Origin of the sequence: Streptomyces phyllanthi (assembly GCF_009377205.1) — a bacterium.
Lineage (GTDB): Bacteria > Actinomycetota > Actinomycetes > Streptomycetales > Streptomycetaceae > Streptomyces > Streptomyces phyllanthi.
Genome location: NZ_VJZE01000071.1, coordinates 1 through 21,929 on the forward strand (window position 1 = coordinate 1; position 21,929 = coordinate 21,929).

22 protein-coding genes and 1 pseudogene are annotated in these 21,929 nt (G+C 70.3%); 11 read left to right on the plus strand and 12 right to left on the minus strand.

Annotation, left to right across the window (positions count from 1 at the left end; translation table 11 throughout):
- Positions 1–250: 250 nt before the first annotated feature.
- Positions 251–1,591, plus strand: a complete 1,341-nt coding sequence (locus tag FNH04_RS13250) for an ABC transporter ATP-binding protein (RefSeq protein ID WP_152783722.1) — start codon at positions 251–253, stop codon at positions 1,589–1,591.
- A gap of 238 nt (positions 1,592–1,829) precedes the next feature.
- Here the strand turns inward: FNH04_RS13250 and FNH04_RS13255 are convergent, their stop codons facing one another.
- Positions 1,830–2,408 (minus strand): TetR/AcrR family transcriptional regulator, encoded by a 579-nt coding sequence (locus FNH04_RS13255; protein WP_152783724.1) that lies wholly within the window; start codon positions 2,406–2,408, stop codon positions 1,830–1,832.
- Positions 2,409–2,499: 91 nt separating this feature from the next.
- Here FNH04_RS13255 and FNH04_RS13260 point away from each other — a divergent pair, with 91 nt between their 5' ends.
- The 3 genes from FNH04_RS13260 (at position 2,500) to FNH04_RS13270 (ending at position 4,429) form a co-directional block, all read left to right on the plus strand.
- Positions 2,500–2,946 carry a DUF1772 domain-containing protein gene (locus tag FNH04_RS13260; RefSeq protein ID WP_152783726.1) on the plus strand — a complete coding sequence of 149 codons (447 nt, stop codon included), beginning with the start codon at positions 2,500–2,502 and terminating at the stop codon, positions 2,944–2,946.
- Between the two features lie 307 nt (positions 2,947–3,253).
- Positions 3,254–3,886: a hypothetical protein gene (locus FNH04_RS13265; protein WP_152783728.1), complete on the plus strand. Its 633-nt coding sequence runs from the start codon at positions 3,254–3,256 to the stop codon at positions 3,884–3,886.
- A 3-nt stretch (positions 3,887–3,889) separates the two neighbouring features.
- A complete protein-coding gene (locus tag FNH04_RS13270; protein WP_152783730.1) occupies positions 3,890–4,429 on the plus strand; it encodes a hypothetical protein in 540 nt (179 codons plus the stop codon).
- Between the two features lie 137 nt (positions 4,430–4,566).
- Here the strand turns inward: FNH04_RS13270 and FNH04_RS13275 are convergent, their stop codons facing one another.
- The 4 genes from FNH04_RS13275 to FNH04_RS13290 all read right to left on the minus strand — a co-directional run bounded on the left by FNH04_RS13275 (position 4,567) and on the right by FNH04_RS13290 (position 8,890).
- Positions 4,567–7,008 (minus strand): ABC transporter permease, encoded by a 2,442-nt coding sequence (locus FNH04_RS13275; RefSeq protein WP_152783732.1) that lies wholly within the window; start codon positions 7,006–7,008, stop codon positions 4,567–4,569.
- On the minus strand, positions 7,005–7,691 hold the full coding sequence (locus FNH04_RS13280; RefSeq protein ID WP_152783734.1) for an ABC transporter ATP-binding protein: 687 nt from the start codon (positions 7,689–7,691) through the stop codon (positions 7,005–7,007). The genes FNH04_RS13275 and FNH04_RS13280 overlap by 4 nt, the downstream gene beginning before the upstream one ends.
- Positions 7,688–8,212: a PadR family transcriptional regulator gene (locus tag FNH04_RS13285; RefSeq protein WP_152783736.1), complete on the minus strand. Its 525-nt coding sequence runs from the start codon at positions 8,210–8,212 to the stop codon at positions 7,688–7,690. Before FNH04_RS13285 ends, FNH04_RS13280 begins: the two co-directional genes overlap by 4 nt.
- A 162-nt stretch (positions 8,213–8,374) precedes the next feature.
- Positions 8,375–8,890 (minus strand): DinB family protein, encoded by a 516-nt coding sequence (locus FNH04_RS13290; RefSeq protein ID WP_152783738.1) that lies wholly within the window; start codon positions 8,888–8,890, stop codon positions 8,375–8,377.
- Between the two features lie 141 nt (positions 8,891–9,031).
- Between FNH04_RS13290 and FNH04_RS13295 the strand changes: the two genes are divergently transcribed.
- Positions 9,032–9,541, plus strand: a complete 510-nt coding sequence (locus FNH04_RS13295) for a hypothetical protein (RefSeq protein WP_228031339.1) — start codon at positions 9,032–9,034, stop codon at positions 9,539–9,541.
- Positions 9,542–9,575: 34 nt separating this feature from the next.
- On the opposite strand, the gene FNH04_RS13300 is transcribed toward FNH04_RS13295, so the two are convergent.
- Both FNH04_RS13300 and FNH04_RS13305 read right to left on the minus strand, forming a co-directional pair.
- Positions 9,576–9,764, minus strand: a complete 189-nt coding sequence (locus FNH04_RS13300; RefSeq protein ID WP_322723000.1) for a hypothetical protein — start codon at positions 9,762–9,764, stop codon at positions 9,576–9,578.
- A 100-nt stretch (positions 9,765–9,864) separates the two neighbouring features.
- Complete coding sequence (locus tag FNH04_RS13305) at positions 9,865–10,578, minus strand: nucleotidyl transferase AbiEii/AbiGii toxin family protein (protein WP_152783740.1); 714 nt, start codon at positions 10,576–10,578, stop codon at positions 9,865–9,867.
- Between the two features lie 166 nt (positions 10,579–10,744).
- Between FNH04_RS13305 and FNH04_RS13310 the strand changes: the two genes are divergently transcribed.
- From FNH04_RS13310 to FNH04_RS13330, 5 genes are all read left to right on the plus strand, one after another.
- Positions 10,745–11,365 carry a DUF4956 domain-containing protein gene (locus tag FNH04_RS13310; RefSeq protein WP_152783742.1) on the plus strand — a complete coding sequence of 207 codons (621 nt, stop codon included), beginning with the start codon at positions 10,745–10,747 and terminating at the stop codon, positions 11,363–11,365.
- A complete protein-coding gene (locus tag FNH04_RS13315) occupies positions 11,362–12,156 on the plus strand; it encodes a polyphosphate polymerase domain-containing protein (protein ID WP_152783744.1) in 795 nt (264 codons plus the stop codon). Before FNH04_RS13310 ends, FNH04_RS13315 begins: the two co-directional genes overlap by 4 nt.
- A complete protein-coding gene (locus FNH04_RS13320; RefSeq protein WP_228031340.1) occupies positions 12,153–14,054 on the plus strand; it encodes a carbohydrate-binding domain-containing protein in 1,902 nt (633 codons plus the stop codon). The genes FNH04_RS13315 and FNH04_RS13320 overlap by 4 nt, the downstream gene beginning before the upstream one ends.
- 288 nt (positions 14,055–14,342) lie before the next feature.
- On the plus strand, positions 14,343–15,686 hold the full coding sequence (locus tag FNH04_RS13325) for a pectate lyase family protein (protein WP_322723001.1): 1,344 nt from the start codon (positions 14,343–14,345) through the stop codon (positions 15,684–15,686).
- A gap of 212 nt (positions 15,687–15,898) precedes the next feature.
- Positions 15,899–16,246: a DoxX family protein gene (locus tag FNH04_RS13330; protein ID WP_152783747.1), complete on the plus strand. Its 348-nt coding sequence runs from the start codon at positions 15,899–15,901 to the stop codon at positions 16,244–16,246.
- Positions 16,247–16,395: 149 nt separating this feature from the next.
- On the opposite strand, the gene FNH04_RS46520 is transcribed toward FNH04_RS13330, so the two are convergent.
- Entirely contained in the window at positions 16,396–16,557 is a 162-nt protein-coding gene (locus FNH04_RS46520; RefSeq protein ID WP_194236662.1) for a hypothetical protein, read from the minus strand.
- A 142-nt stretch (positions 16,558–16,699) separates the two neighbouring features.
- Positions 16,700–17,464: a hypothetical protein gene (locus FNH04_RS13340; RefSeq protein WP_322723004.1), complete on the minus strand. Its 765-nt coding sequence runs from the start codon at positions 17,462–17,464 to the stop codon at positions 16,700–16,702.
- Between FNH04_RS13340 and FNH04_RS13345 the strand changes: the two are divergent.
- Positions 17,427–17,723: pseudogene (locus FNH04_RS13345) on the plus strand (Scr1 family TA system antitoxin-like transcriptional regulator); the annotation flags it as partial. The gene FNH04_RS13340 and the pseudogene FNH04_RS13345 overlap by 38 nt on opposite strands.
- Before the next feature lie 37 nt (positions 17,724–17,760).
- Here the strand turns inward: FNH04_RS13345 and FNH04_RS13350 are convergent.
- From FNH04_RS13350 to FNH04_RS13360, 3 genes are all read right to left on the minus strand, one after another.
- Positions 17,761–18,126 carry a PH domain-containing protein gene (locus tag FNH04_RS13350; protein ID WP_152783753.1) on the minus strand — a complete coding sequence of 122 codons (366 nt, stop codon included), beginning with the start codon at positions 18,124–18,126 and terminating at the stop codon, positions 17,761–17,763.
- 69 nt (positions 18,127–18,195) lie between these two features.
- Positions 18,196–19,914, minus strand: coding sequence for a methionine--tRNA ligase (metG, locus tag FNH04_RS13355; RefSeq protein WP_152783755.1), 1,719 nt, complete (start codon positions 19,912–19,914; stop codon positions 18,196–18,198).
- Between the two features lie 155 nt (positions 19,915–20,069).
- A complete protein-coding gene (locus FNH04_RS13360) occupies positions 20,070–21,734 on the minus strand; it encodes a VWA domain-containing protein (protein WP_152783757.1) in 1,665 nt (554 codons plus the stop codon).
- Positions 21,735–21,929 lie beyond the last annotated feature (195 nt).

Below are 21,929 nucleotides of genomic sequence, written 5' to 3' on the forward strand. Positions count from 1 at the left end.
CCCGCGTACTCCCCGTCACCCCCCACGCCCTGGCCGCCCTCCTCCGGGCCGTCCTGTCGCACCGTCCGTGTTCTTGACGGCTCCCTGCTCGGAGTGACCTCCGGGGACGCACGGGACATCCGATCGCGGCAGGGTCTTCCCCCCGACACGTGCGGTCCGTTAATTTCCGTGACTCACACGTCCCGTGCGACCGCCCGGGACCTCCGACAGCGGAGCATCAGCGCTCAGCGAGCCCTCGGGGGCGTCTGCCATGACACGCGCCATCTCTCTGCACCACGTCAGCAAGTCCTACACGCGAGGTGTTCGCGTGGTGGACCGCCTCTCACTCGACATCGCGCCGGGCGAGCTCCTCGTGCTGCTCGGGCCGTCCGGCTGCGGCAAGTCCACCGTGCTCAGGATGATCGCCGGCCTTGAGGAGATCACCGACGGCGAGCTGCTGCTCGACGGCGAGTACGCCAATGACCTGCCCCCCTCGGATCGGGAGATGGCGATGGTCTTCCAGAACTTCGCCCTCTACCCGAACATGACGAGTCGCGGCAACATCGGCTTCCCGCTGCGCATCGAGAGGCCCGGCGAGGACCCGGCCCCCCGCGTGGACGCGACGGCCCGCATGCTCGGCATCGAGGCCCTCCTCGACCGCTACCCCCGCCAGCTCTCCGGCGGCGAGCGCCAGCGCGTGGCCATGGGGCGGGCCATCGTGCGCAAGCCCACCGCCTTCCTCATGGACGAGCCGCTGTCCAACCTCGATGCCAAGCTCCGCAACCACCTGCGAGCCGAGATCTCCACGCTCACCCGGAAGCTCGGCGTCACGACGGTGTACGTGACCCACGACCAGGCCGAGGCCATGTCGCTCGGCGACCGGGTCGCCGTACTGCGCGGAGGCGTGCTCCAGCAGGTGGGCACCCCGCGCTCGGTGTACGCCCTGCCCCGGAACGTCTTCGTCGCCGCCTTCATCGGCACGCCGCGCATCAACCTGCTGCGCGGCCTGGTCCGCGCCCCGCTCGACGGCGCGATGTCCATCAGCCTGGGCCGCCAGTACCTGCGTCTGCCCGAACCCCTGTCCCTGGACCACCAGATGCTGCGCGTGCAGCAGGGCCGGGAGGTCATCGTCGGACTGCGCTCGGAGGCGATCCGCATCGCCGGGCCCGCCGCCGCACGTCCCGGAGAGGTGCCGATCGGCGGCCTGGTCGAGCACGTCGAGTACCAGGGGCACGAGGTCCTGGTCCACTTCAGCACCGGCTCCCAGCCCGCCGTCGTACCGGACCTGGAAGCCCCGACCCCCGTCCGCACCCTTCGTCACCGCCGTGAGGGCACGGTCCTGAACCGTATCCGGGAGCGCGCGGGCGCCCTGCGCGGCGGCCCGACGGTGGTCCTGGACCGCCCGCACGACGTGGAGCCCGACCGGCCGGCACCGGCCGCGCAGGAGAGCCGCCTCCCCGGTGACCTGGTGGTCCGCACCACCCCCGACATCGAACTCCGCCACGGTATGCGGGTCCCCCTCCTCGTCGACCTCGGCCACCTCTTCGTCTTCGACCAGCACGGCGAACGGGTCAGCCCGCTCCCGGCGCGGCAGCCGGACCTGGGCGACTGATCTTCCGACGGTCACGGGCACTCGGAGCGGGCACGGCGGTGGGCGGCGACGCGTTCGCAGGTCGCGTCACCTCGGCGGTCTTCTTCACCGACATGCGCTGCGCAGACATCGACTTCGACCTCGCGGTCCGTTCTGTGAAGTCCGCCGGCCCTCGTGTGGGCGCGAATGACCGGAAGCGATGCCGCAGGCAGGCCGCGGGGCCCGAGGGCCCCGGCCGTGTGCCCGCCGGGACGGTGCGTCAGAGCATGGCGAGCCGGTCCACCAGCAGCTCCGTCCTCCGCTCGGTGTCCTCCGGCGGGAGCCGTCGCGCCCGTGTCAGGGTGGCCAGTCCGTGCAGGGCCGCCCAGAACGTCTCGGTGAACAGTCCCGGGTGGACGCCGTCCCCGGCGACCTCGCCGAGGCTCTCCAGCAGGGCGGCGAAGGCGTCCTTCAGAGGTTCTGGGGTGTCCTCGTGTGCGAACGCCAGGCCGCCGTCGAGCCGGAACATGGCGTCGTAGACCGCCGGGTTGCGTTCGGCGAAGTCGAGGTAGGCGCGGGCGAGGGCGGTGACCCGGGCGCGGGGGCCGTCCGCGGCGGAGGTCGCGGCCCGCAGCGCCGCGGCCATCTCGGCGGCACCCTCGAGGGCGACGGCGCCGATGATCTCGCGCTTGCCGCGGAAGTGGCTGTAGAGGACGGGCTGGCTGTATTCGATGCGCTCGGCGAGCCGGCGGGTGGTGACCGCGTCCCAGCCCTGCTGCTCGGCGAGTTCGCGGGCCGTGGCCACGATGAGGCGTTCGCGCTCCGCTCGTTCGCGCTGCTTGCGTTCCTGTACCGACATGGCTCGATTCTAGCACTGCTAGACAATCGAGCGGCAGTAGTACTAGCGTTGCCTCATCATCTAGCGGCGCTAGATCCCAGGAGGGGTCATCATGCTCAACGCACTCGAGGTGTTCACCACCGTGGTCGTCGGCGTGATGGTGGGGGTGGAGTTCTCCGTCGCCTTCGTCATCAACCCGATCCTCAACGCACTCCCCGGTGACAGTGACCAACTCGGCCGGGCCCACGGGGGCCGGATGCTCGGCGCCGTGATGCCGGTCTGGTACATCACCTCGCTCGTCCTCGTCGCTGTCTGGGCCGTCGCCGGATGGGACCACCACGGCACCGGCCTCGTCGTCACCGCCGGCGTGCTGCTGATCCTCAGCGTGGTCATGTCGCTTCTGCTGCTCGTCCCGATCAACAACCGGGGCAAGACATGGACCCCCGAGAACCGGCCCGAGGACTGGAAGGAGCAGATGAACCGCTGGGACCGCTTCCACTACGTCCGCGTCGCCGTCATCATCGCCGCCTTCACCCTGCTGGTCGCCGCCCTCGCCTGAGCCCGCGGGCCGACAGCCGCGCCGGTGGCGCACGATCCCCACTCCCCGGGCGGCAGCGGGCCACCGACCTCCCGACATCCGGGAATACAGCTGCCGCAGAGAGCCCACAACTGCGATCCCGGCAAGCTACGTCCCTCGATGCCCCGCCGCGCGGTGGCACAAGGTACGGAGCTGTGACAAAAGCGGGCACAACCCGTTCGGGTGGCGGCGGGTCGTACGAAGTGTGGGTCGGCCCGCAGCTCCGGAGGCCGGCGGACCGGCTTGACCAGCCATCACACAACGACCGACCACCAACCATGGGGGAGTCATGAACGTCCGCAGTCGAGGCACCCGACGTACCCGACGTGCCGCGGCGGCCCTGGCCGCTGTGGCGGCCGGAGCCGCCGTCGCCGTGGCCGCTGTTCCGGCGGCCGCCGCGTCGGCGTCAGGCACACCGCGGTACCTGGCACCGAGCGAGCTGCCGCCGCACCCGACGTCGCCCTGGTACGCCGGTCCCGTCACCGCCGGGCAGCCGGAAGCGCTGCCCGCGTGCGGGGGCGAGCTGCTGCCGTCGATCGCGAGCCACCGCTCGTACTGGACCGACCTCGACACCAACGCCCTGCAGGTGACGGTCGTGGAGCGCAGCGAGAAGCGGGCCAAGAAGTTCGCGGCCCTGCTGCGCAAGGACCTCGCCGGCTGCGCGGAGAAGCTGATGCAGCAGTACCCCGACGTCACCGCGGCGCAGAAGTACTACGGCAGGCTGAACGTGGAGGAGGGCGCGTACGTCTACGGCGTCCACACCACCGCCACGTGGGGGGCTTCCGACATCAACCTGTACTCGGTCGGCCGGGACGGCAGGACCGTGACCCTTGTCCGGTGGGGCCAGATGGGCGACTTCCAGCACGCCCAGGTCGACGACTTCAAAAACACCACCGTCACGGCCGTCAACAAGCTGTACTGAGCGATGGGTTCGTTCTGGCGGGAAGTGCTGGACCGGCTGCGGGAGGAGGAGAAGAGCGAGGCCGAGGAGGCCTGGGACGACTTCGTCCGGGCGAGCGACAGGTACAGCGAGGCCAGGCGGGCGCTGTTCGAGACCGACCCGCTGCCGGCGGTGCGGAAGGCGCTGAACGACGGCGGCGACATGTTCGCCGCGCTGGACCTGCTCATGGACGTGGGCTGGAACCGCCCGGAGCTGGTACGAGCCGTTGTGCCGGAGCTCTACTCCTGCTCCCTGAGCCTGGGGCGGCCCGGTATCTTCGCCCGGCTCGTACTGCGCAGACTGAGTGGCTCCGGGCCCGAGTACGCCGAGGCCCTGCACGCCGAGCTGGCCCCGCTGACGGCCGCGACGCTGCGCGAGGAGGTCACCGACGTCTTCGCCATGCAGGCCCTGGCGATGCTGCTGGACGATGTCGGTGCGTCCGACCTGCTGGGACGGTGGCGTGAGGCGGTCCTCGCGTCCCCTGACGTGGATGTGCGGGAACTCGCCGAGGACTACGGGGAGTAGGAGTACCGGCAGCGGCCGCGCTCCACCCGCAGGTTCGAGAAAGGGCGCCGTGCGTCGTGGCGGATCCGGAGATTCACCACCGCGCCGCACGGCGCCCTTTCGCAGTACCGCAGTACCGCAGTACCGCGATGCCCTGACTACTCCGTGCGCAGGCCCTCCGGTCGCATCATGCGCCAGAGCGAAGGCAGGCTCAGCGCGGTCACCACCATGACCACGCCCGCACCCGTACCGGCCATGATGCCGACCGCCGTCCAGTCGAACCGGACCGACCGGTCGACCATGCCCAGCAGGACCGCGCCGAGGGCGAGACCGGTGGCGGTGGCGAGGGTGATGCCGAGGGCGATGGGCACGGCCGTCTGCCACAGGACCGAGGCGCAGAGGGTACGGCGGCGGGTACCGAAGGCGACCAGGGCGGCGAGGAGTTTCCGGCGTTCCCTCAGCTGCTCCATCTGGGAGACGAAGAGGCTGGCGCCGATCAGCAGCATCACCGCGACGGAGCCGATCAGCAGCCCCTTGGTCACCGACTGGAAGCGTCCGACCACGCGGTATTCCTCCAGCCGCACGGGGTACAGCAGCGGGTCGGCCTGGGCGACCGCGTTCCGGGCGTATTCGCGGGCGTCCGGGACGGCCGGGTCCAGGGTGACGTAGGCGCTGTAGCGGTAGGAGCCCGATACGAGCCCGGGCAGCGCGGAGGGGGTGGCGATGATGCCGTCGCGCAGCAGTCCGGTGGGGTCGCGACGGGCCTCGGCGGTTTCCGCGTCCTCCGGCACGGTCCAGCGGACCGATTCGACGGGCGGCTCGTACGCGCTCCCGTCCGGGTTGAGCAGCACCTTCTGGCCGGGCTTCACCTCGCCCTCGGGGGTGTACTCCTCGGCCTCGTGGTCCATGCGCAGCAGGAACAGGTCGCCCTCGGAGCACGTGTCGAGCTTGGCGACCAGGGCCAGCGCGGCGCAGTCGCCGACGGTCACGGAGAAGTACCCCTCCGGGTCGTTGTCCGCGAGCGCCTCCGTGTCGCCCAGTGCGGTGACCCTGGTGACGCCCTTCGCCTCGCTGATGGTCTTCGTGATCCCGGGTATCCGGGACGCTTCGGTCTGGCGGGGAACCATCACCTGGAGCTGCGCACGGCTGGGGTCCATGCCGGTGTCCTTCTGGTAGTCCCCCTGAACGGAGACGAAGAAGGTCTGCAGCGCGATCGCCCCGGCCACCGCGACCGCGATGCCGTTGACTGGGCGGGCCGCGGCGCTGCTGGACATCTGGAGCCTGCGGACCGCCAGTTGCCAGGAGACCGGACCGCCACCGAGCCGTGCCACCGTGAACGCCACCAGCCAGGGCAGCAGCGCGGTCACACCCACCAGCAGCAGGACCACGCCGCCGGTGACCTGCCACTCGCTGAACTCGCCGTCGTCCTCGCCCTGCCCGATCATCGGGTACAGGAGCCCCAGACCGGCCAGTGGCAGCACCAGCCGCCACCACAGCCGCCGCTTCGCGGTCTTGGAGGCGCGGACCACGCCCAGCGGTTCGACGACCACCCCGCGCATCGCGAACAGCGTGACGAGGACGGCGGCGCACGGCACGGCGAGCGTCACCAGCAGGGCGAGCGCCGGGTCCACGGCGAAGTCGGAGGGGAAGAACCGGGTCTCGATGACCACGGTGAAGTCGTCGGCGAGCTGTCGTACGGCGAGGAAGAACGCGAAGCCGGCGAGGACCCCGAGGAGCGCGCCCGCGGCGGCCTCGCCCGCCGCGATCCTGCGTGTGCCGGCCGCGTCGGCGCCGACCAGCCGCAGCGCGGCCAGCCGCCGGTCGCGGCGTTCACCGCCGAAGCGGACGGCGGTGGCGACGAAGATGGCCACCGGCGTCAGCAGCACGACGAACATGACCACGACCAGGAGCAGCAGGACGGGGTCGTCCCATGGCTCGGAGGGATACGTGTCGCCGAAGGAGGTCACCCGGGTGACAAAGTCCTCGCCCCCCGTGAAGGCGTCGGTTCCGGCGTAGAACGCGAGCTCCTTGGGTCCGATCAGACCGGCTTCCGAGATGGTGCCGACCCGCTCGTACGGGAACCGGGGAGCGAGCAGTTCCCTGCCTTCGGGGGTGTCGAGCAGCGCGGCCAGCTCCGGGGAGACCATTATCTCGCCCGGCCCCGGCAGCCGGGTCAGCCCCGGTGGCACCGGGGCGTCCCGGCCTTCCGCCTGCAGCAGGCGGCCGGTGATGCCCAGGTCCCTGAACTGGGTGTTCTCCTCCTTCACCAGCACGGCGTCCGGGCCCTTGCGCTCGGCCACCTCGCCCACCGAGCGGTCGCGGTCGCGCTGGTCGCGGGCGTCGATCGCGGCGGGGATGGCCGTGGTGGCCAGCAGCAGGGCGACACCGAGGCCGACACCGAGGGCGGTCAGGGCGGTCCGTATCCACCCCTCCCTGCCGCCGGCGACGGCGAACCTGACGCCCATGAGGAGGTCCTGGAGCCAGGTGGTGCCCTTGCCCGCGCGGCCGCCGGCCGGGCCCGTGCCCTGGCCCGCGCCCGGGCCCGTGCCCTGGCCGTCCGTGGTGATGTCCTTGTCGGGATGGGCCAGTCGGCTGCTCATACGACCCGCTCCATGTCGCGGGACCTGCCGTCGCGTACGACGATCTCGCGGTCGGAGTAGGCAGCGACCCGGGCCTCGTGCGTGACGAGCACGACGGCGGCGCCCGCCGAGCGGGCCGCGTCGGTGAGCAGCTGCATGACGCGCTCGCCGTTGAGGGAGTCCAGGGCGCCGGTGGGCTCGTCGGCGAAGAGCACCTTGGGGTTGGTGACCAGCGAGCGGGCGACGGCGACCCGCTGGCCCTGGCCGCCGGAGACCTCGCCGGGCCGCTTGCCCCCCAGGTCGTCGACCTCGAGGCGCTCCATCCAGGCGAGCGCGGTGCGCTCGGCGTCCCTCCGCCCGGCGCCGTTCAGACGCAGCGGCAGGGCGACGTTCTCGACGCAGGTCAGCTCGGGCACCAGCTGGCCGAACTGGAAGACGAAGCCGAAGTCGCTGCGGCGCAGGGCGCTGCGCTCGGTGTCGTTCATCGCGGACAGCTCGCGGCCCGCGTAGGTGATGGTGCCGGAGTCCGGGGTGACGATCCCGGCCAGGCAGTGCAGCAGGGTCGATTTCCCGGAGCCGGACGGGCCCATCACGGCGACGACCTCTCCGCCGTGGATGGAGAAGTCCGCGCCGTCGAGGGCGGGTGTCGGTCCGTAGGCCTTGTGCAGGCTGTCGGCGGCGAGCAGGGGACCGGCGGGCATCATCCGCGTACCTCCTTGGTGAGCCCGTCGAGGCGAGCGGCGGTCAGTTCCAGCCAGCGCAGATCCGCTTCCAGGTGGAACAGGGCGTGGTCGCAGACCAGTTGGTCCGCGAGGTCTCCGCGACGCTTGCGGTCGGTGAGGATCCGCATCAGCCGCAGATGCTCGGCCCGCTGGGTGTCCAGCAGGTCCGAGGCGTCGCGCCCGGTCATCAGCGCGAGGACGACCTTGGTGTAGAGCGTCGACTGGAGGTAGGGCTCCGGCTTCTCGGGAGTCGCCAGCCACCGGGCGACATCCGTGATCCCGGCATCCGTGATCGCGTACCGCTTGCGGTCCGGACCGTCGCCGGCCTCGACGCCGTCGACCTCGACGAGGCCGTTCTTCAGCAGCCGGGACATGGTCGAGTAGACCTGCCCGTAGTGCAGCGGACGGTCGTGACCGAACTTCTCGTCGAAGGCCCGCTTGAGGTCGTAACCGTGGCGGGGGCCGGACTCCAGGAGCCCGAGCAGTGCATGGCCGATGGACATGCCCGTGACTATACACGCCATGTATACGTGGTGTGTATACGTGACGTGTATACGTGCGTGCACAGGTGCGTGGACACGTGCGTGGACAAAGGCGTGTATACGTGAGTGCACAAAAGGGGTGCGCAGGACCGGAGGTCCACGCACCCCAGGTGACGTGACGTCCTAGACGCCGGTCCGTCCGTCGACCAGTTCGCGTACGACGTCGAGGTGGCCGTTGTGGCGGGAGATCTCCTCGATGAGGTGGAGGACGATCCAGCGGAGGTCGGCGTGGCGGCCGTCGCCGAGAGGGCGCCGGGCCGTCGAGTCGAGGCCGTGGTCGGCCACCAGGCGGCGGTAGCGGTCGCTCTGCTCCTGGTACTCGGCGATGAGCTGCGGCAGCGGGATGTCCACCGCCAGCCGCATCTCGGGATCCGGGTCCTCGTCGGTCGCCTCCGTGAGCGGGCCCGCGGGCTCCTCCCCCAGGAACATCACCTGGAACCAGTGGTACTCGACCCACCGCAGGTGGCTGATGAGTCCGCACACCGTCATGAGCGGGGACGCCGGGAGCGGGGCCTTGCGCGCGTTCTCTGCGGACAGGCCCTCGCACTTGGCCAGCGCCGTCTCGCGGGCGTAGTCGAGGAAGGTGGCCAGCTGGGTGCGCTCGTCCCAGGCGGGAGGCGTATCGGTTCGCTGTGTCATCACGGAAAGTGTCCCCGGGGCCCGCGGACCTGTCGAACCATTAGAAGGGACACCGCAGTTGGTCGGAGTCGGCGGCCTGCCCTCACGTATCTTCCTGCGGCACATCGTCGGCACATCGTCGGCACGAAGGGGACCCGGGACATGGACGAAGGCTCAAGAAGGCGCATCGGCCGGGCCGAGCGGATCGGCGCCGCCGTGACGGCGCTCCTCGCGGTCGTGGCGGTCGTCGGTCCCGGAGCCGAGGCGGGTCTGCCCTGGTGGGCGCTGGTGGCGGTGGCTGTGCCGGCGGCCGGGCTCGGGGCCTGGACCGGAGTGCGGATCGGCCGCCGGCGCGGCATCCGCGACGAGGTCCTCGAACCCGGGGAGAAGGTGGTCGGCACCTACACCGTCCGGCCCCCGTACACCGAGCACAACCCGCCCTCGGCGCACGAGGGGCCGCAGTACCAACTCCGTGTGACCACCCACGGCATGGAGATGTGGGAGCGCTCGGTCCTGCTGTGGCGGCACCCGTGGCGGGAGCTCCGCGTGATCACCGACGGCCCGCGGCTGCGCGTCCACCACGACGGGAACGAGGCCGGGGCGATGCTGTTCCAGCAGCCGGGTGCCGTGCAGGAGATCCGGCGCGTCGCCCGGCAGTACGGCGCCGGATGACGCAGGCCTGAGGGGAACCCAGGGACGACAGGCCCTAGCGTTTGAGCGCCCGGTACCGTCTCATCAGCTCCGTGATCCTCTTCTGGTCCGCCGCGCCGTTCAGCTCGGTGATCAGGTCGTCGGGGCAGAGCTCGTAGTGGTCGCCCCACCAGCCGCGTCTGCGGTTGTCCCAGATGCGGTAGCCACCGGGTACGCCCCGGGCGACGTATCGTCTTCTGCTCACAGTCCTCCGAGGTCGCACGCGGGTCGCACGAGGGGCGTTCGGCGCGTCGGTCGCACGAGGGGCGTCCGGCACGTCGGTCGTACGAGGGGCGTCCGGCACCTCATTCGTCCGGCGGAGGCTCCAGCGCCTCCTCCTCCAGCAGACGCTCGGCGATGTCGTCGGCCCAGGACTGGGCCCACTGGCGGAGGGCCATGATGGCCTGTTCGTCGAGGCCGTAGCCAGTGAATTCCCGGTCGGCGACCCACTCGGTGCCCTCCAGACGGGACTGGAGATCGGTGAGGTCGAAGGCGTCGGGGGCGTGGCGGCGGCCGAGTTCCTCCAGTTCGGGGAAGCTCCAGTGGTCCGCCGCGGCGTGGACGGCGACGAGGTCGCGGGCGAGGCCGCGGCCGGCCAGCGCGCGGACCTTGGTCCCGATGGCGTCCTCAAGGGAGAGGGCCAGGCCCAGGGAGGTCTCCACGGGTGGGCGCCAGAGGGTCTCCTTGAGGACGTCGAGCGTGTTCCTCTCGTCCGTGCCGGGGTCGGTGACCAGCAGCCGGGCGGAGAGCGGGTCGGTCTCCACGGGGCGTACGCGCCAGCCGCGTTCCTCCAGGGCGACACGGACCGCGGCCACGATCCGCTCCATGGGCTCGGGGCTCTCGGTCGCCACCTCCAGCACCCGTGCCGGGCGGCGGTCCCGCCCTTCCGCCGCTTCCGCCACCTCCACCAGGCCGTGCGCCTCGACCGCGTAGTCGCCGGTGAGGGCCAGGGGATAGGGGGCGCCGACGACGAGGGAGTCGGACAGCAGACGTCGGCGGACGAGCTCGGTCTCGTTCATGGAGCGGCTCGTGTGCGCGGAGTGGTCATGTCCTGATTATCCCGGGAAAGGGGCAGGCGCCAGTCGGACACCAGCAGTTCACCCGGCCTTCGCCCGCCGTACTTCTCAACCCAGGTTAAGGAAAGACAAAGGGCACTCAAAGGATGACCCGCGATCGTCCTTTGTCATGGACCAGCTCATCCTCGTGGGCGCCGATCTGGCTGCCATCTCCGCACTGACCTTCGGTGTCTACTTCCCGCGCCACCACCGCCGCGACCTCGTCGCAGCCTTCCTCGGCGTCAACGTCGGCGTGCTCGCCGTCGCGATGACGCTGAGCTCCGCCCAGGTGGGGATCGGGCTCGGGATGGGGTTGTTCGGCGTGCTGTCGATCATCCGGCTGCGGTCGTCCGAGATCGCGCAGCACGAGATCGCGTACTACTTCTCCGCACTCGCCCTCGGACTGCTCGTCGGGCTGCCGGAGCACCTGAGCGTGCTGACGGCCTCCCTCATGGCGCTGATCGTCGTCACGCTGTACATCGGCGACCACCCCCGGCTGTTCGGGCGGTACCGGCAGCGGAGCCTCCGGCTCGACACCGCGTACACGGACGAGGCGGCTCTGCGGGCCCACCTGGAAGTGATGCTGGGAGGGCGCGTGGTGAACCTGTCCGTGCAGAACGTCGACCTCGTCAACGACACGACCCTGGTCGAGGTCCGGTATGTCGTCACCTCCGGCGCGCCCGCGCCGCAGGAGGCCGGCACCCGCGTGCGGCAGCAGGGGCAGGGGCAGGGACAGGGAGTCCGGGCATGACGACCGTCGACTCCGTCGCGCCGGTCGTCGGGGCGCTGCGTCCCATCGGGCTCGAGGAGCTGGTGGAGCGCGCCGAGCTGCTGACCCGGTTGGACCGCAAGTACATGCTGCCCGTCGTCGAACTGCCGCTCCTGATCGGTGGCCTCGAAGAGGACGTGCAGGTGCTGGAGGTCGAAGGGCAGCGGCAGTTCGGGTACCGGTCCGTCTACTTCGACACCCCCGACATGGACGGGTACCTCGGGGCCGCCCGGCGCCGCCGGCGGCGGTTCAAGCTGCGGATACGGACCTACCTCGACTCCGGGCAGCACTTCTTCGAGGTGAAGACCCGCGGCCCCCGTGGCACCACCGTCAAGCAGCGCATCCCGTACGAGGGCGACCTGCGCCGGCTGAGCGACGAGGCGCGGGCGTACGCCGACGAGATGCTCGGCGAGGCCGGTATCAACGCGCGGCGCTTCCGCTTCGCGCCCGCGCTCACCACCCGCTACCGGCGCACGACCCTGTTCCTGCCCGCCAGCGGGAGCCGGCTCACCGTCGACACCGATCTGACCTGGGTGCTGCCCGACGGGACCGGGCTGCGGACCCCCGAGCGGGCCATCGTCGAGACCAAGGCCGGGCGGGCGGGCTCCAGCGCCGACCGGCTGCTGTGGTCGCTGAGACACCGGCCGTGCCCCGTGTCCAAGTACGGCACCGGGCTCGCCGCCCTCCGGCCCGAACTGCCCGCCAACCGCTGGCTGCCCGTCCTGCGGCGCCACTTTCCCACCGCACCCGCACCGAACGGGGTTCCCGCATGAACATGCGCCTGACCACGAAGACCACGAAGACCACGAAGAGCATGAAGAGCAAGAAGAGCAGCATCCTGAGGAAGAGAGCCGTACGGCTGTTCCGTACGAAGGCCGCCGCCGCTCTCGCGTCCGTCGCCCTCGCCACGGCCGCGCTGGCCGGGTGCTCGGGGAGCGACTCCGAATCCGGCTCGTCGTCGGACAGTACGAGTGCGAGTGCCGCGGCGGCCGTGGACGGTACCCGGAACGCGGCCGCCGTCCTCGCCGACAACGAGGACGTGCACGCCGAGGACGGCGACACGGAGTACGACGCGTCCGACGCCGTGGACATCGAGCTGAAGGGCGACTCCGCCTCGGCGGACGGCAAGGGCGTGGACGTCGACGGCTCCACCGTGACCATCACGGCGAGCGGAACCTACCGGCTCAGCGGCGACCTCTCCGACGGGCAGATCGTCGTCACGGCTCCCGAGGCCACCGTGAAGCTCGTCCTCGACGGTGTCGACATCTCCAGCTCCTCCGGCGCCGCGATCGCCGCCACCGAGGCGGAGCGGCTCGTGGTCGTGCTCGCCGACGGCAGCGAGAACACGATCGGCGACACGGACTCGTACGCGGAGGACGCCGAGGCGAACGCCGCCCTCTACAGCGCGGGCGACCTGACGATCGGCGGCAGCGGCTCGCTCACGGTGAAGGGGAACGGCAACGACGCGATCGCGAGCAAGGACGGGCTGGTCATCGAGGGCGGCACCGTCACCGTGGAGGCCGCGGACGACGGTATCCGCGGCAAGGACTACCTCGTCGTGAACGGCGGCACGGTCACCGTGACCGCCAAGGGCGACGGGCTGAAGTCCGACAACGCCGACGAGGAGGACGCCGGTTACATCACCGTCGACGGCGGCACCGTGAAGGTGACCTCCGAGGGCGACGGCCTCGACGCGGCCACCGACCTCGTCGTGACCGGCGGGAAGGTGAACGTCACCAGCAAGGCCTCCGACGACTCCTCCGCGCACGCGCTGAAGTCCGGCGTGATCACCGTCCTGGAGGGCGGCACCGTCCAGGCCGAGGCCTCCGCCGACGCGCTCCACACCGACGCGGCCGTCCACCTCAACGGCGCCGACACGACCCTCGCCGCCGGCGACGACGGTGTGCACGCCGAGGGTGACCTGGTCATCAGCAAGGGCTCGCTGGAGATCACCACCTCGAACGAGGGCCTGGAGGGCAAGGACATCCTGGTCCAGGGCGGCACCACGAACGTCACGTCCAAGGACGACGGCGTCAACGCGTCCGGGAGTACGGCGACTTCGAGTGAGCAGGGTGGTCAGGGCGGCCCCGGTGGTGGTGGCCCGGGCGGCGGCGGTGGCGGTGAGTCCGTCGGCGACTACTCGGCCAAGGTCACCGGCGGCACCCTCGTCATCAACTCCGACGGGGACGGCTTCGACTCCAACGGCACCGCCGAGATCACCGGCGGCACGGTCGTCGTCAACGGCCCCACCATGAACGGCAACGGCGCACTCGACGTCAACGGCAGCTTCACCGTCAGCGGCGGCACCCTCCTGGCAGCGGGCAGCGCGGGCATGGTCGTCGCCCCGGACAGCGAGTCCGGGCAGGGCTGGCTCTCGGCCACGCTCGACTCGGCCGTCGACGCCGGTACGACCCTGCACATCGTCGACTCCGACGGCGAGGTCGTGGCGTCGTACGTCACCTCCAAGACGATCCAGAACGTCGTCTACTCGGGCGAGGGCATCGAGAGCGGCGAGAAGTACACGGTCTACTCGGGCGGCAGCACATCGGGCTCCGAAACGGGCGGTCTGGCGGAGTCGGGCAAGCTCGGCTCGGCGAAGAAGATCGCCACGGTCACGGCGGGCGAGGCCCCCGAGGGCGGTTTCGGCAGGGGCCCGGGCGGCCGGCAGTAGGCTGGAGCATCCGCCCACGTGACGGCCGTCATGGACTCCCCCTGACGGCCGTCACGGGCTTCCCCCTGACGGCCGTCACAGGCTGCTCCTGACGGCCGTCACGCCGGACCGGGACCCGGCGACCGAGACCCGGGTCAACCAGGCAATCCACAGCAATCACGGCAGTCACACGAATCCCACGGACCTGGCAACCTTTCAGAACCCCGCGGCCACAGAGGAGTTGGAAGCCCGCTTCACCGGGCCTCCACACGATCCACGTGTTCCACCGAACCGCGTAAGGACTCCTCCGTGGCCTCTGCCTCCCATCGCCGGTCCCTCCGTCGACGCCGTACCGTTCTCGTCTCCGCCGCCGCCGTGGCCGCCGCGGGTCTGGGCGCCGTCCCCTTCGTGATGAACGCGAACGCGGGCCCCGTCGAGCTGGCCCGCCAGACGCTGCCCGGCAAGGACGGCTGGGCGGCCTCCGGTTCCGGTACGACCGGTGGCTCCACCGCCGACTCCGCGCACGTGTTCACCGTCAGCACCCGTGCCCAGCTGGCGAAGGCGCTGGGCTCGGGAACCGACTCCACCCCGAAGATCATCAAGATCAAGGGCACCATCGACGCCAACACGAACGACTCCGGCAAGAAGCTGACCTGCGCCGACTACGCCTCCGGGACCGGCTACTCGCTCTCCGCCTACCTCAAGGCGTTCGACCCGGCGACCTACGGCAAGAAGGCGCCGGCGGGCACGCAGGAGAACGCCCGCGAGGCCGCCGAGGCCAAGCAGAAGAAGAACATCGTCTTCAAGGTGCCCTCCAACACCACCATCGTGGGCGTCCCGGGCACCAAGGCGGGCATCACGGGCGGCAGCCTCCAGGTGCAGAACGTGAAGAACGTCATCATCCGCAACCTCACCTTCGCGGACACCCAGGACTGCTTCCCGCAGTGGGACCCGACCGACGGCTCGTCCGGCGAGTGGAACTCCAACTACGACTCCGTCACCCTGCGCGGCGCGACGAACGTCTGGGCGGACCACAACACGTTCACCGACGCGCCGACCTTCGACAAGACCGAGGCGACGTACTTCGGCCGCAAGTACCAGGTCCACGACGGCGCCCTCGACATCACCAACGGCTCCGACCTGGTGACCGTCGAGCGCAACCAGTTCCTCAACCACGACAAGACGATGCTGATCGGCAGCAGCGACACCGACTCCACCGGCAAGCTGCGCGTCAGCATCCACCACAACGTGTGGAAGGGCATCGTCCAGCGCGCCCCGCTGGCCCGTATCGGCCAGATCCACATCTACAACAACGTCTACGACACGACCACGCTCAACGGCTACGCGCCCAAGTACAGCATCGACTCCCGCGCCAAGGCCCAGGTCGTCGCCGAGCGCAACTTCTTCAAGCTGCCCTCCGGCGCGAAGGTCGCGAAGCTCCTGAGCGGCGACGGCACCGGCTCGGTCGCGGGCACCGGGAACCTCGTCAACGGCACCGAGACCGACATCGTGGCCGCGTACAACTCCGCGAACTCGAAGAAGCTGAAGACGACGGTGAACTGGAAGCCGGCCCTCACCGCCGGCCTCCAGTCGTCGGCGAAGAACCTGCCGACGGAGCTGGAGAAGACGACCGGCGCGGGAGTGCTCTCCTGACGCTCGGCACACGGGGGTGGTGAGAGCGCCCGGGGCGACGGAGCCCCGGGCGCTCCTCGCTGTTCGAACACATGAGCGCCGTCAGGGAAATCCGCGGGGCGAAATCCGCGGGGCGAAATCCTCAGGGCTTCCCGTCACACCTTCGCGCCGCCTCGCGTCAGGGATACGGCGGGCACACCGCCGCACGACTTCACCTGATGAAGGAGCCCCTCATGCAGACCGCACATGTCGTCGTCACCATCCTCGCCGCCCTGATGGCCGGCTTCTCCGGCACTGTCCTGCTGATGCGTGCCCAGTGGATCGTGCAGGCGCTCAACAGCTACGGAGTGCCCCGGTCGTGGTGGGTCCGGCTCGGACTGGCGAAGGCCGCCGGGGCCGTGGGACTGCTGGTGGGGCTGTTCGTGCCCGTGATCGGAGTGCTGGCGGGGGTGGGGCTGGTGCTCTACTTCCTCGGGGCCGCCGTGACCGTGGCACGGGCCAGGTGGTACTCGCACATTCCGTTCCCGCTCGTCTACGCCGCTCCGGTCGTCGGCGCCCTCGCTCTCGCGTACGCCGCCTGAGCGGGGGCGTGCCACCCCCGGCCTTTGTCGGACGCGTCGGGCCCGGAACCACGTCCGGTTCCGGGCCCCGTTTTCGCCGCACACCGGGGCAGACGGCCTCGCATGAGGCCCGCACGAGGCCTCGGTGTCTCGGTAGCAGCCTCTGTCCCTCAGAAGCCGAGATAAGTGATCTGGACGACATAAACCCGCTCGCTCCGCACGACGACTTGGTACGTGAACATGCCGCCCGGGACGATGACGTCCCCGCCCTTCGGGTCGATCCCGTCGTGGGCCCGGCCGTGTACATGGAACGCCTCTGCAGCCCTGACCAACTCGTCGGCCTTCTTTTCCTCCAGAGGGTGCCGCGGCCGGATTATCCGGCGGGGACCGGGGCAGAGTCGGGCCGCGAGCGGAGTGGGGCACCGGGTGCCGGGCGCCACCGGACCGGGGCGGGATCCGCACCGGGGTCCAGGGCTACTCGTCCATGAAGACGTCCTCAGCTGTTGGGGCGGTGACGGCACGCCGGAGCCAGCGGCGCAGCATTTCCGGGTCGCCGCACCCGTTGATGCGTTCGCATGCCTCCTCGGAGACATCGATGCCGCGCTCCGCCAGGACGGCCAGGACGTCCTCAGCGGCGCGGCGCGTCTCGCCTTCGACGCGGCCTTCGTCGCGGATTTCTTCGGAGAGGGGCGACTTGTAGAAAGACAGGTCCACGGCCACCAGTTTCCTCCACAGTTCCGCGGCTGGGTGCTTGCCCATGCCTTGTGCGATGAGTTCGATGATCGGGTTGGCGAGGGCTGGGGGTGTGTCCCGCAGCACGGTCGTCATTGTTTTGAGTATGGCCCCGATGTCCGGATCCGCGGCATGGGTGATCGCGGACAGCGTGGCGAGAGCGGGGTCCTTGCGGACCACTGCGGGGTCGGTGATCACCGGCATGTTGTGTGGTCCGGCGACGAGCGGACGCAGGGTGAGCAGGGGCCACTGACGAGGGCCGAAGTGGATCGGTCGCGCCGCCCATTCGGCGGTCGCGCGGTCCTGGCAGACGACCAGCAGCATCGGCTGCAGCCGGTACTTCGTGAGCAGGTACGAGGCGTAGTACGCCCAGCTCGCGGGCTTGTCCGGGTCCTTCTTGCCCTGGGCCTCGACGGCGAGGAGAAGCGGCTCGTCGTCCTCCGTCTCCAGCCGCAGCAAGGTGTCGACCGAGTTCGGGACGGCGGTGGGGTACGGCGAGGACCAGATCTACAAGCTGGAGGGAGGGAAGAGGATCCCCCGGCCCGAGTTCCTGGACAAGGCGGACGAGGTGTTGGGGGCGGGTGGGTTGCTGGCGGCCATGAAGGAGGACGTGAAGAAGGTTCGGCATCCGAAGAAGGTTCGGGATCTGGCGAAGTTGGAAGCGCAGGCGGTTGAGCTACAGCTCTACGATCCGCTGAGCATTCACGGGCTGTTGCAGACGCCGGACTATGCGCGCGGGCTGCTCCGGATGCGGCGTCCGGCGTACCCGGGAACCCTCTGGATTCCCGGGCCCCCGCGTGCGTCTACTTGGCGACGAACTGGGTGAGGATCGCCTGGACCTCGTAGATGTCCACGCCCTTCGTGAAGGTCTTCTGGACGGGGGTGGCGGAGCCGGAGAGCCAGATCTTCAGTTCGGCGTCCAGGTCGAACGTGCCGGCCGTCTCGACCGCGAAGTGGGTGATGCTGCGGTACGGGATGGAGTGGTACTCCACCTTCTTGCCGGTGATGCCCTGTTTGTCGACCAGGATCAGGCGGCGATCGGTGAACAGGATCGTGTCGCGGATCAGCAGGTACGCCGCGTGCACCGTCTCGCCGTGTCCCAGCAGGCGCGCGTAGTCCTGCTGGGCCTGACCGGGGTCGACGGTGTGCGCGTTGCCGAACAGTGCCATGGGTGCCCCCCACTTGGTTGACTTTCGTAGCAGGGGACGCCCACAGGTGGTGCGGGGGTTGCGTACGCGCTACTCCGCGGACTCGCCGCCGAAGCGCTCCTTGTACGTCTCCAGGTCCTCGTCCGTGAGCTTGGCGAAGAGGACCGGCGGGACCGTGAAGGGGGTGCCGGCCGGGACGGAGGACAGGGCGCGGGCCTCGTCCGCCGTCACCCAGGTCGCCGAGTCGTCCTTCAGGTCGAACGCGCCGCGCATGGCCGCCGAGGACGTCGGGATGAACGGTTCCGAGACCACCGCGTAGAGGTGGATCAGGTTCATCGCGGTGCGGAGCGTGAGGGCCGCGCCGTCCTGGTCGGTCTTGATCTCCAGCCAGGGGGCCTTCTCCTCCAGGTACGAGTTGCCCGCCGACCACAGGGCGCGCAGCGCGGCCGCCGCCTTGCGGAACTGGATGGCCTCCATTTGGGACTCGTACTCGGCGAGCAGGCGGGCGATCTCCTCGCCCAGCTTCGCCTCCGCCTCGCCGGGCTCGGCGCCCGCCGGAACCTCGTCGCCGAAGCGCTTGCGGGAGAAGGACAGGACGCGGTTGACGAAGTTGCCGAGGGTGTCCGCCAGGTCCTTGTTCACCGTGGCGGTGAAGTGCTCCCAGGTGAACGACGAGTCGTCCGACTCCGGGGCGTTCGCCATCATGAAGTAGCGCCAGTAGTCGGCGGGCAGGATGTCGAGGGCGTCGTGGGTGAAGACGCCCCGCTTCTGCGAGGTGGAGAACTTGCCGCCGTAGTAGTTCAGCCAGTTGAAGGCCTTGATGACGTCGACCTTCTTCCACGGGGCGCGGGTGCCCAGCAGGGTCGCCGGGAACATCACGCTGTGGAACGGGACGTTGTCCTTGCCCATGAACTGCGTGTAGTGGACGTCCGCGTCCGACTCCCACCACCACGAGCGCCAGTCGCGGTTCTCCGGGTCCTGGTCCGCCCACTCCTTCGTCGAGCCGATGTACTCGATCGGGGCGTCGAACCAGACGTAGAAGACCTTGCCCTCGGCGGCCAGGTCCGGCCAGGTGTCCGCCGGGACCGGGACGCCCCAGTCCAGGTCACGGGTGATCGCGCGGTCGTGCAGGCCCTCGGTGAGCCACTTGCGGGCGATGGAGGAGGCGAGGACGGGCCAGTTGTCGGCGCGCTCGTCGACCCACGACTCCACCTCGCCTGCCAGCGCCGACTGGAGGAGGAACAGGTGCTTGGTCTCGCGGACCTCCAGGTCGCTGCTGCCGCTGATCGCCGAGCGGGCGTCGATCAGGTCGGTCGGGTCCAGGACGCGCGTGCAGTTCTCGCACTGGTCGCCGCGGGCCTTGTCGTAGCCGCAGTGCGGGCAGGTGCCGATGATGTAGCGGTCCGGGAGGAAGCGGCCGTCCGTGATCGAGTACACCTGGCGGATGGCCCGCTCCTCGATGAAGCCGTTGGACTTCAGCTCGCGGGCGATCTCCTGGGTGATCTCGTGGTTCTGGGGGGACGAGCTGCGGCCGAAGTAGTCGAAGGCCAGGTTGAAGCCGTCGTAGATCGCCTTCTGCTGGTCGTGCGCCTGGGCGCAGAACTCGTCGACCGGGATGCCCTGCTCCTTGGCGGCCAGCTCGGCGGGGGTGCCGTGCTCGTCCGTGGCGCAGATGTAGAGGACGTCGTGGCCGCGCTGGCGGAGGTACCGGGAGTACACGTCCGCCGGGAGCATGGACCCCACCATGTTGCCCAGGTGCTTGATCCCGTTGATGTACGGAAGGGCGCTGGTGATGAGGTGTCGAGCCATCGCGGGCTGCTCCCAGGTCGCTGCGTGGGGTGACGATCGTGTGTGTTCGTCGGTCGTCTACGGAACCTTGAAATCGTAGCCGAAACGGGTGGGCCGCCCGCTTCCCGTTTTGAGGCGTGGGAAGGGGCGGCCGGCCCGGTGGTGACGGTGAGTGGTTACGGGCGCCAGTTCGCCAGTACGCCCTCGTAGAGCTCCTTGTCGGTGAGCTCCAGGGGGGTTTCGCCGGCGAGGAAGTGGGACGCGTTGTCCGTCTTGAGCTTGCGGAGGTAGTCGAAGGCCTTGTTCTCCGGGTCACCGAAGGCGATGAAGGAGAAGAAGACGGTCGGGTGGTTCCGCGCCGCGTCCGTGAGGGACTGGGTGGCGGGGGTCTTGGCGTCCGGGGCGCCGTCCGTCTGGAAGAGGACCAGGGCGGGGGCCGTGGCGCCGGACTTCTCGTAGTGGGTCACGACCTGCTCGACCGCCGCGTGGTAGCTGGTACGGCCCATACGGCCGAGGCCCGCGTGGAGGTCGTCGATCTTGTTCTCGTGCTCGTCGAGGGTGAGCTCGCCGGTGCCGTCGAGTTCCGTGGAGAAGAAGACGACGTGGACGGTGGCCTCGGGGTCGAGGTGGGCGGCCAGGGCGAGGGACTGCTCGCCGAGGGCCTGGGCTGAGCCGTCCTTGTAGTACGGGCGCATCGAGGCGGAGCGGTCGAGGACGAGGTAGACCTTGGCGCGGGCGCTGGTGAGGTCGTACTTCTTCAGGGCGGCGCCGGCGGCCTTGTACGCGGTGGCGAGGCCGGGGGCGCGCGAGCGGAGGCGCGCCGCTGGTACGGCGGGCTTGGACGCCTCGGCTTCGCCCTCGGCGGCGGTTGCGGGTTCCGGTGCCGTCGGCTCCGGGGCCGCCTCGGCTTCGCCTTCGGCGGGGGCTGTGTTCCCACCCGCACCACCCGTGCTGCTCTCGTCGTCGGCTGCGGGTGACTCCTGTGGGGCCTCCCCGCCGTCGGCGGCCGCGGGCTCGTTCGTCTCCTCGGGTGCCTCTGCGGCAGTGGCAGTGGCGGCAGCGGCGGTGATGGGCTCCGCGGTCTCCGCGACCGCCGGCTCCGGCTCGGGCTCCGGCACGGTGACGGGCTCAGCCTCGGCCACCGGCTCGGGCTCCGGGGCCTGCTCGACCACCGGCTCCGGTGCCTCGGCCGCCTCGGGCTCGGGCTTGGGCTCGACAGCAGCCTGCGGCTCGGGCTCAGCGGCAGGCGCCTCAGCCTCAGCCTCCGGCTCAACGACTGCAGCCGTGGCCTCCGGCTCCGGCTCGGCCACCGGTGCCTCGGCCTTCGGCTCCGCCTCGGGAGCAGGCGCCTCCGCCTCAGCCTCCGGCTCAACGACCGGCGCCGCCTCCGGCTCGGCCGCAGCCTCCGGCTCGGCCGCCGGCTTTGCCGCCTCCGGCTCAACGACCGGCGCCGCCTCCGGCTCGGCCGCAGCCTCCGGCTCAACGACCGGCGCCGCCTCCGGCTCGGCCTCCGGCTCGGCCGTCGGCTCCGCCTTGCTCTCCTCAGCTCTCGGCTTCGGTACCGACACGTTGTCGAAGGCCGCCGAGACCAGGTCGTCGACGACGGACTGCTTGGGCTCGGGGCTCGCCGAAGGCTCGGGGTCCGGCGTCGGGGACGGGACCCTCGGCTCCGTCGCCGTCGCCGTCGCCGGGGCCGTTGCATTTGCCGACGTCGGCGCCGTTGCTGCCGCCGGCTCCTCCGTGGGGGTCGGCTCAACCTCCCGCGAGGGTGCCGTCGCGTCGGTGTCGCGCCCCTTGCGTGAGCGGCCGAACGCGTTCCGCAGGAGAGAAAGAATGCCCATGTTGCGCAACCCTTCGCGTGATATGTAGCCCGTCGATCCCTGGCCAGGACGGACACGTAAGGTTAGCGGCCGGTGCCGGCGATCTTGGGGTGGGGCGGGGAGTGGGTTTAACCGTGACCGGGCCCCGCTGTCAACACCGCCTCAACTTCCCCAGGTTCACTCGGTGTTCACTCTGTGGCCGCGTTCTGGAGCGCG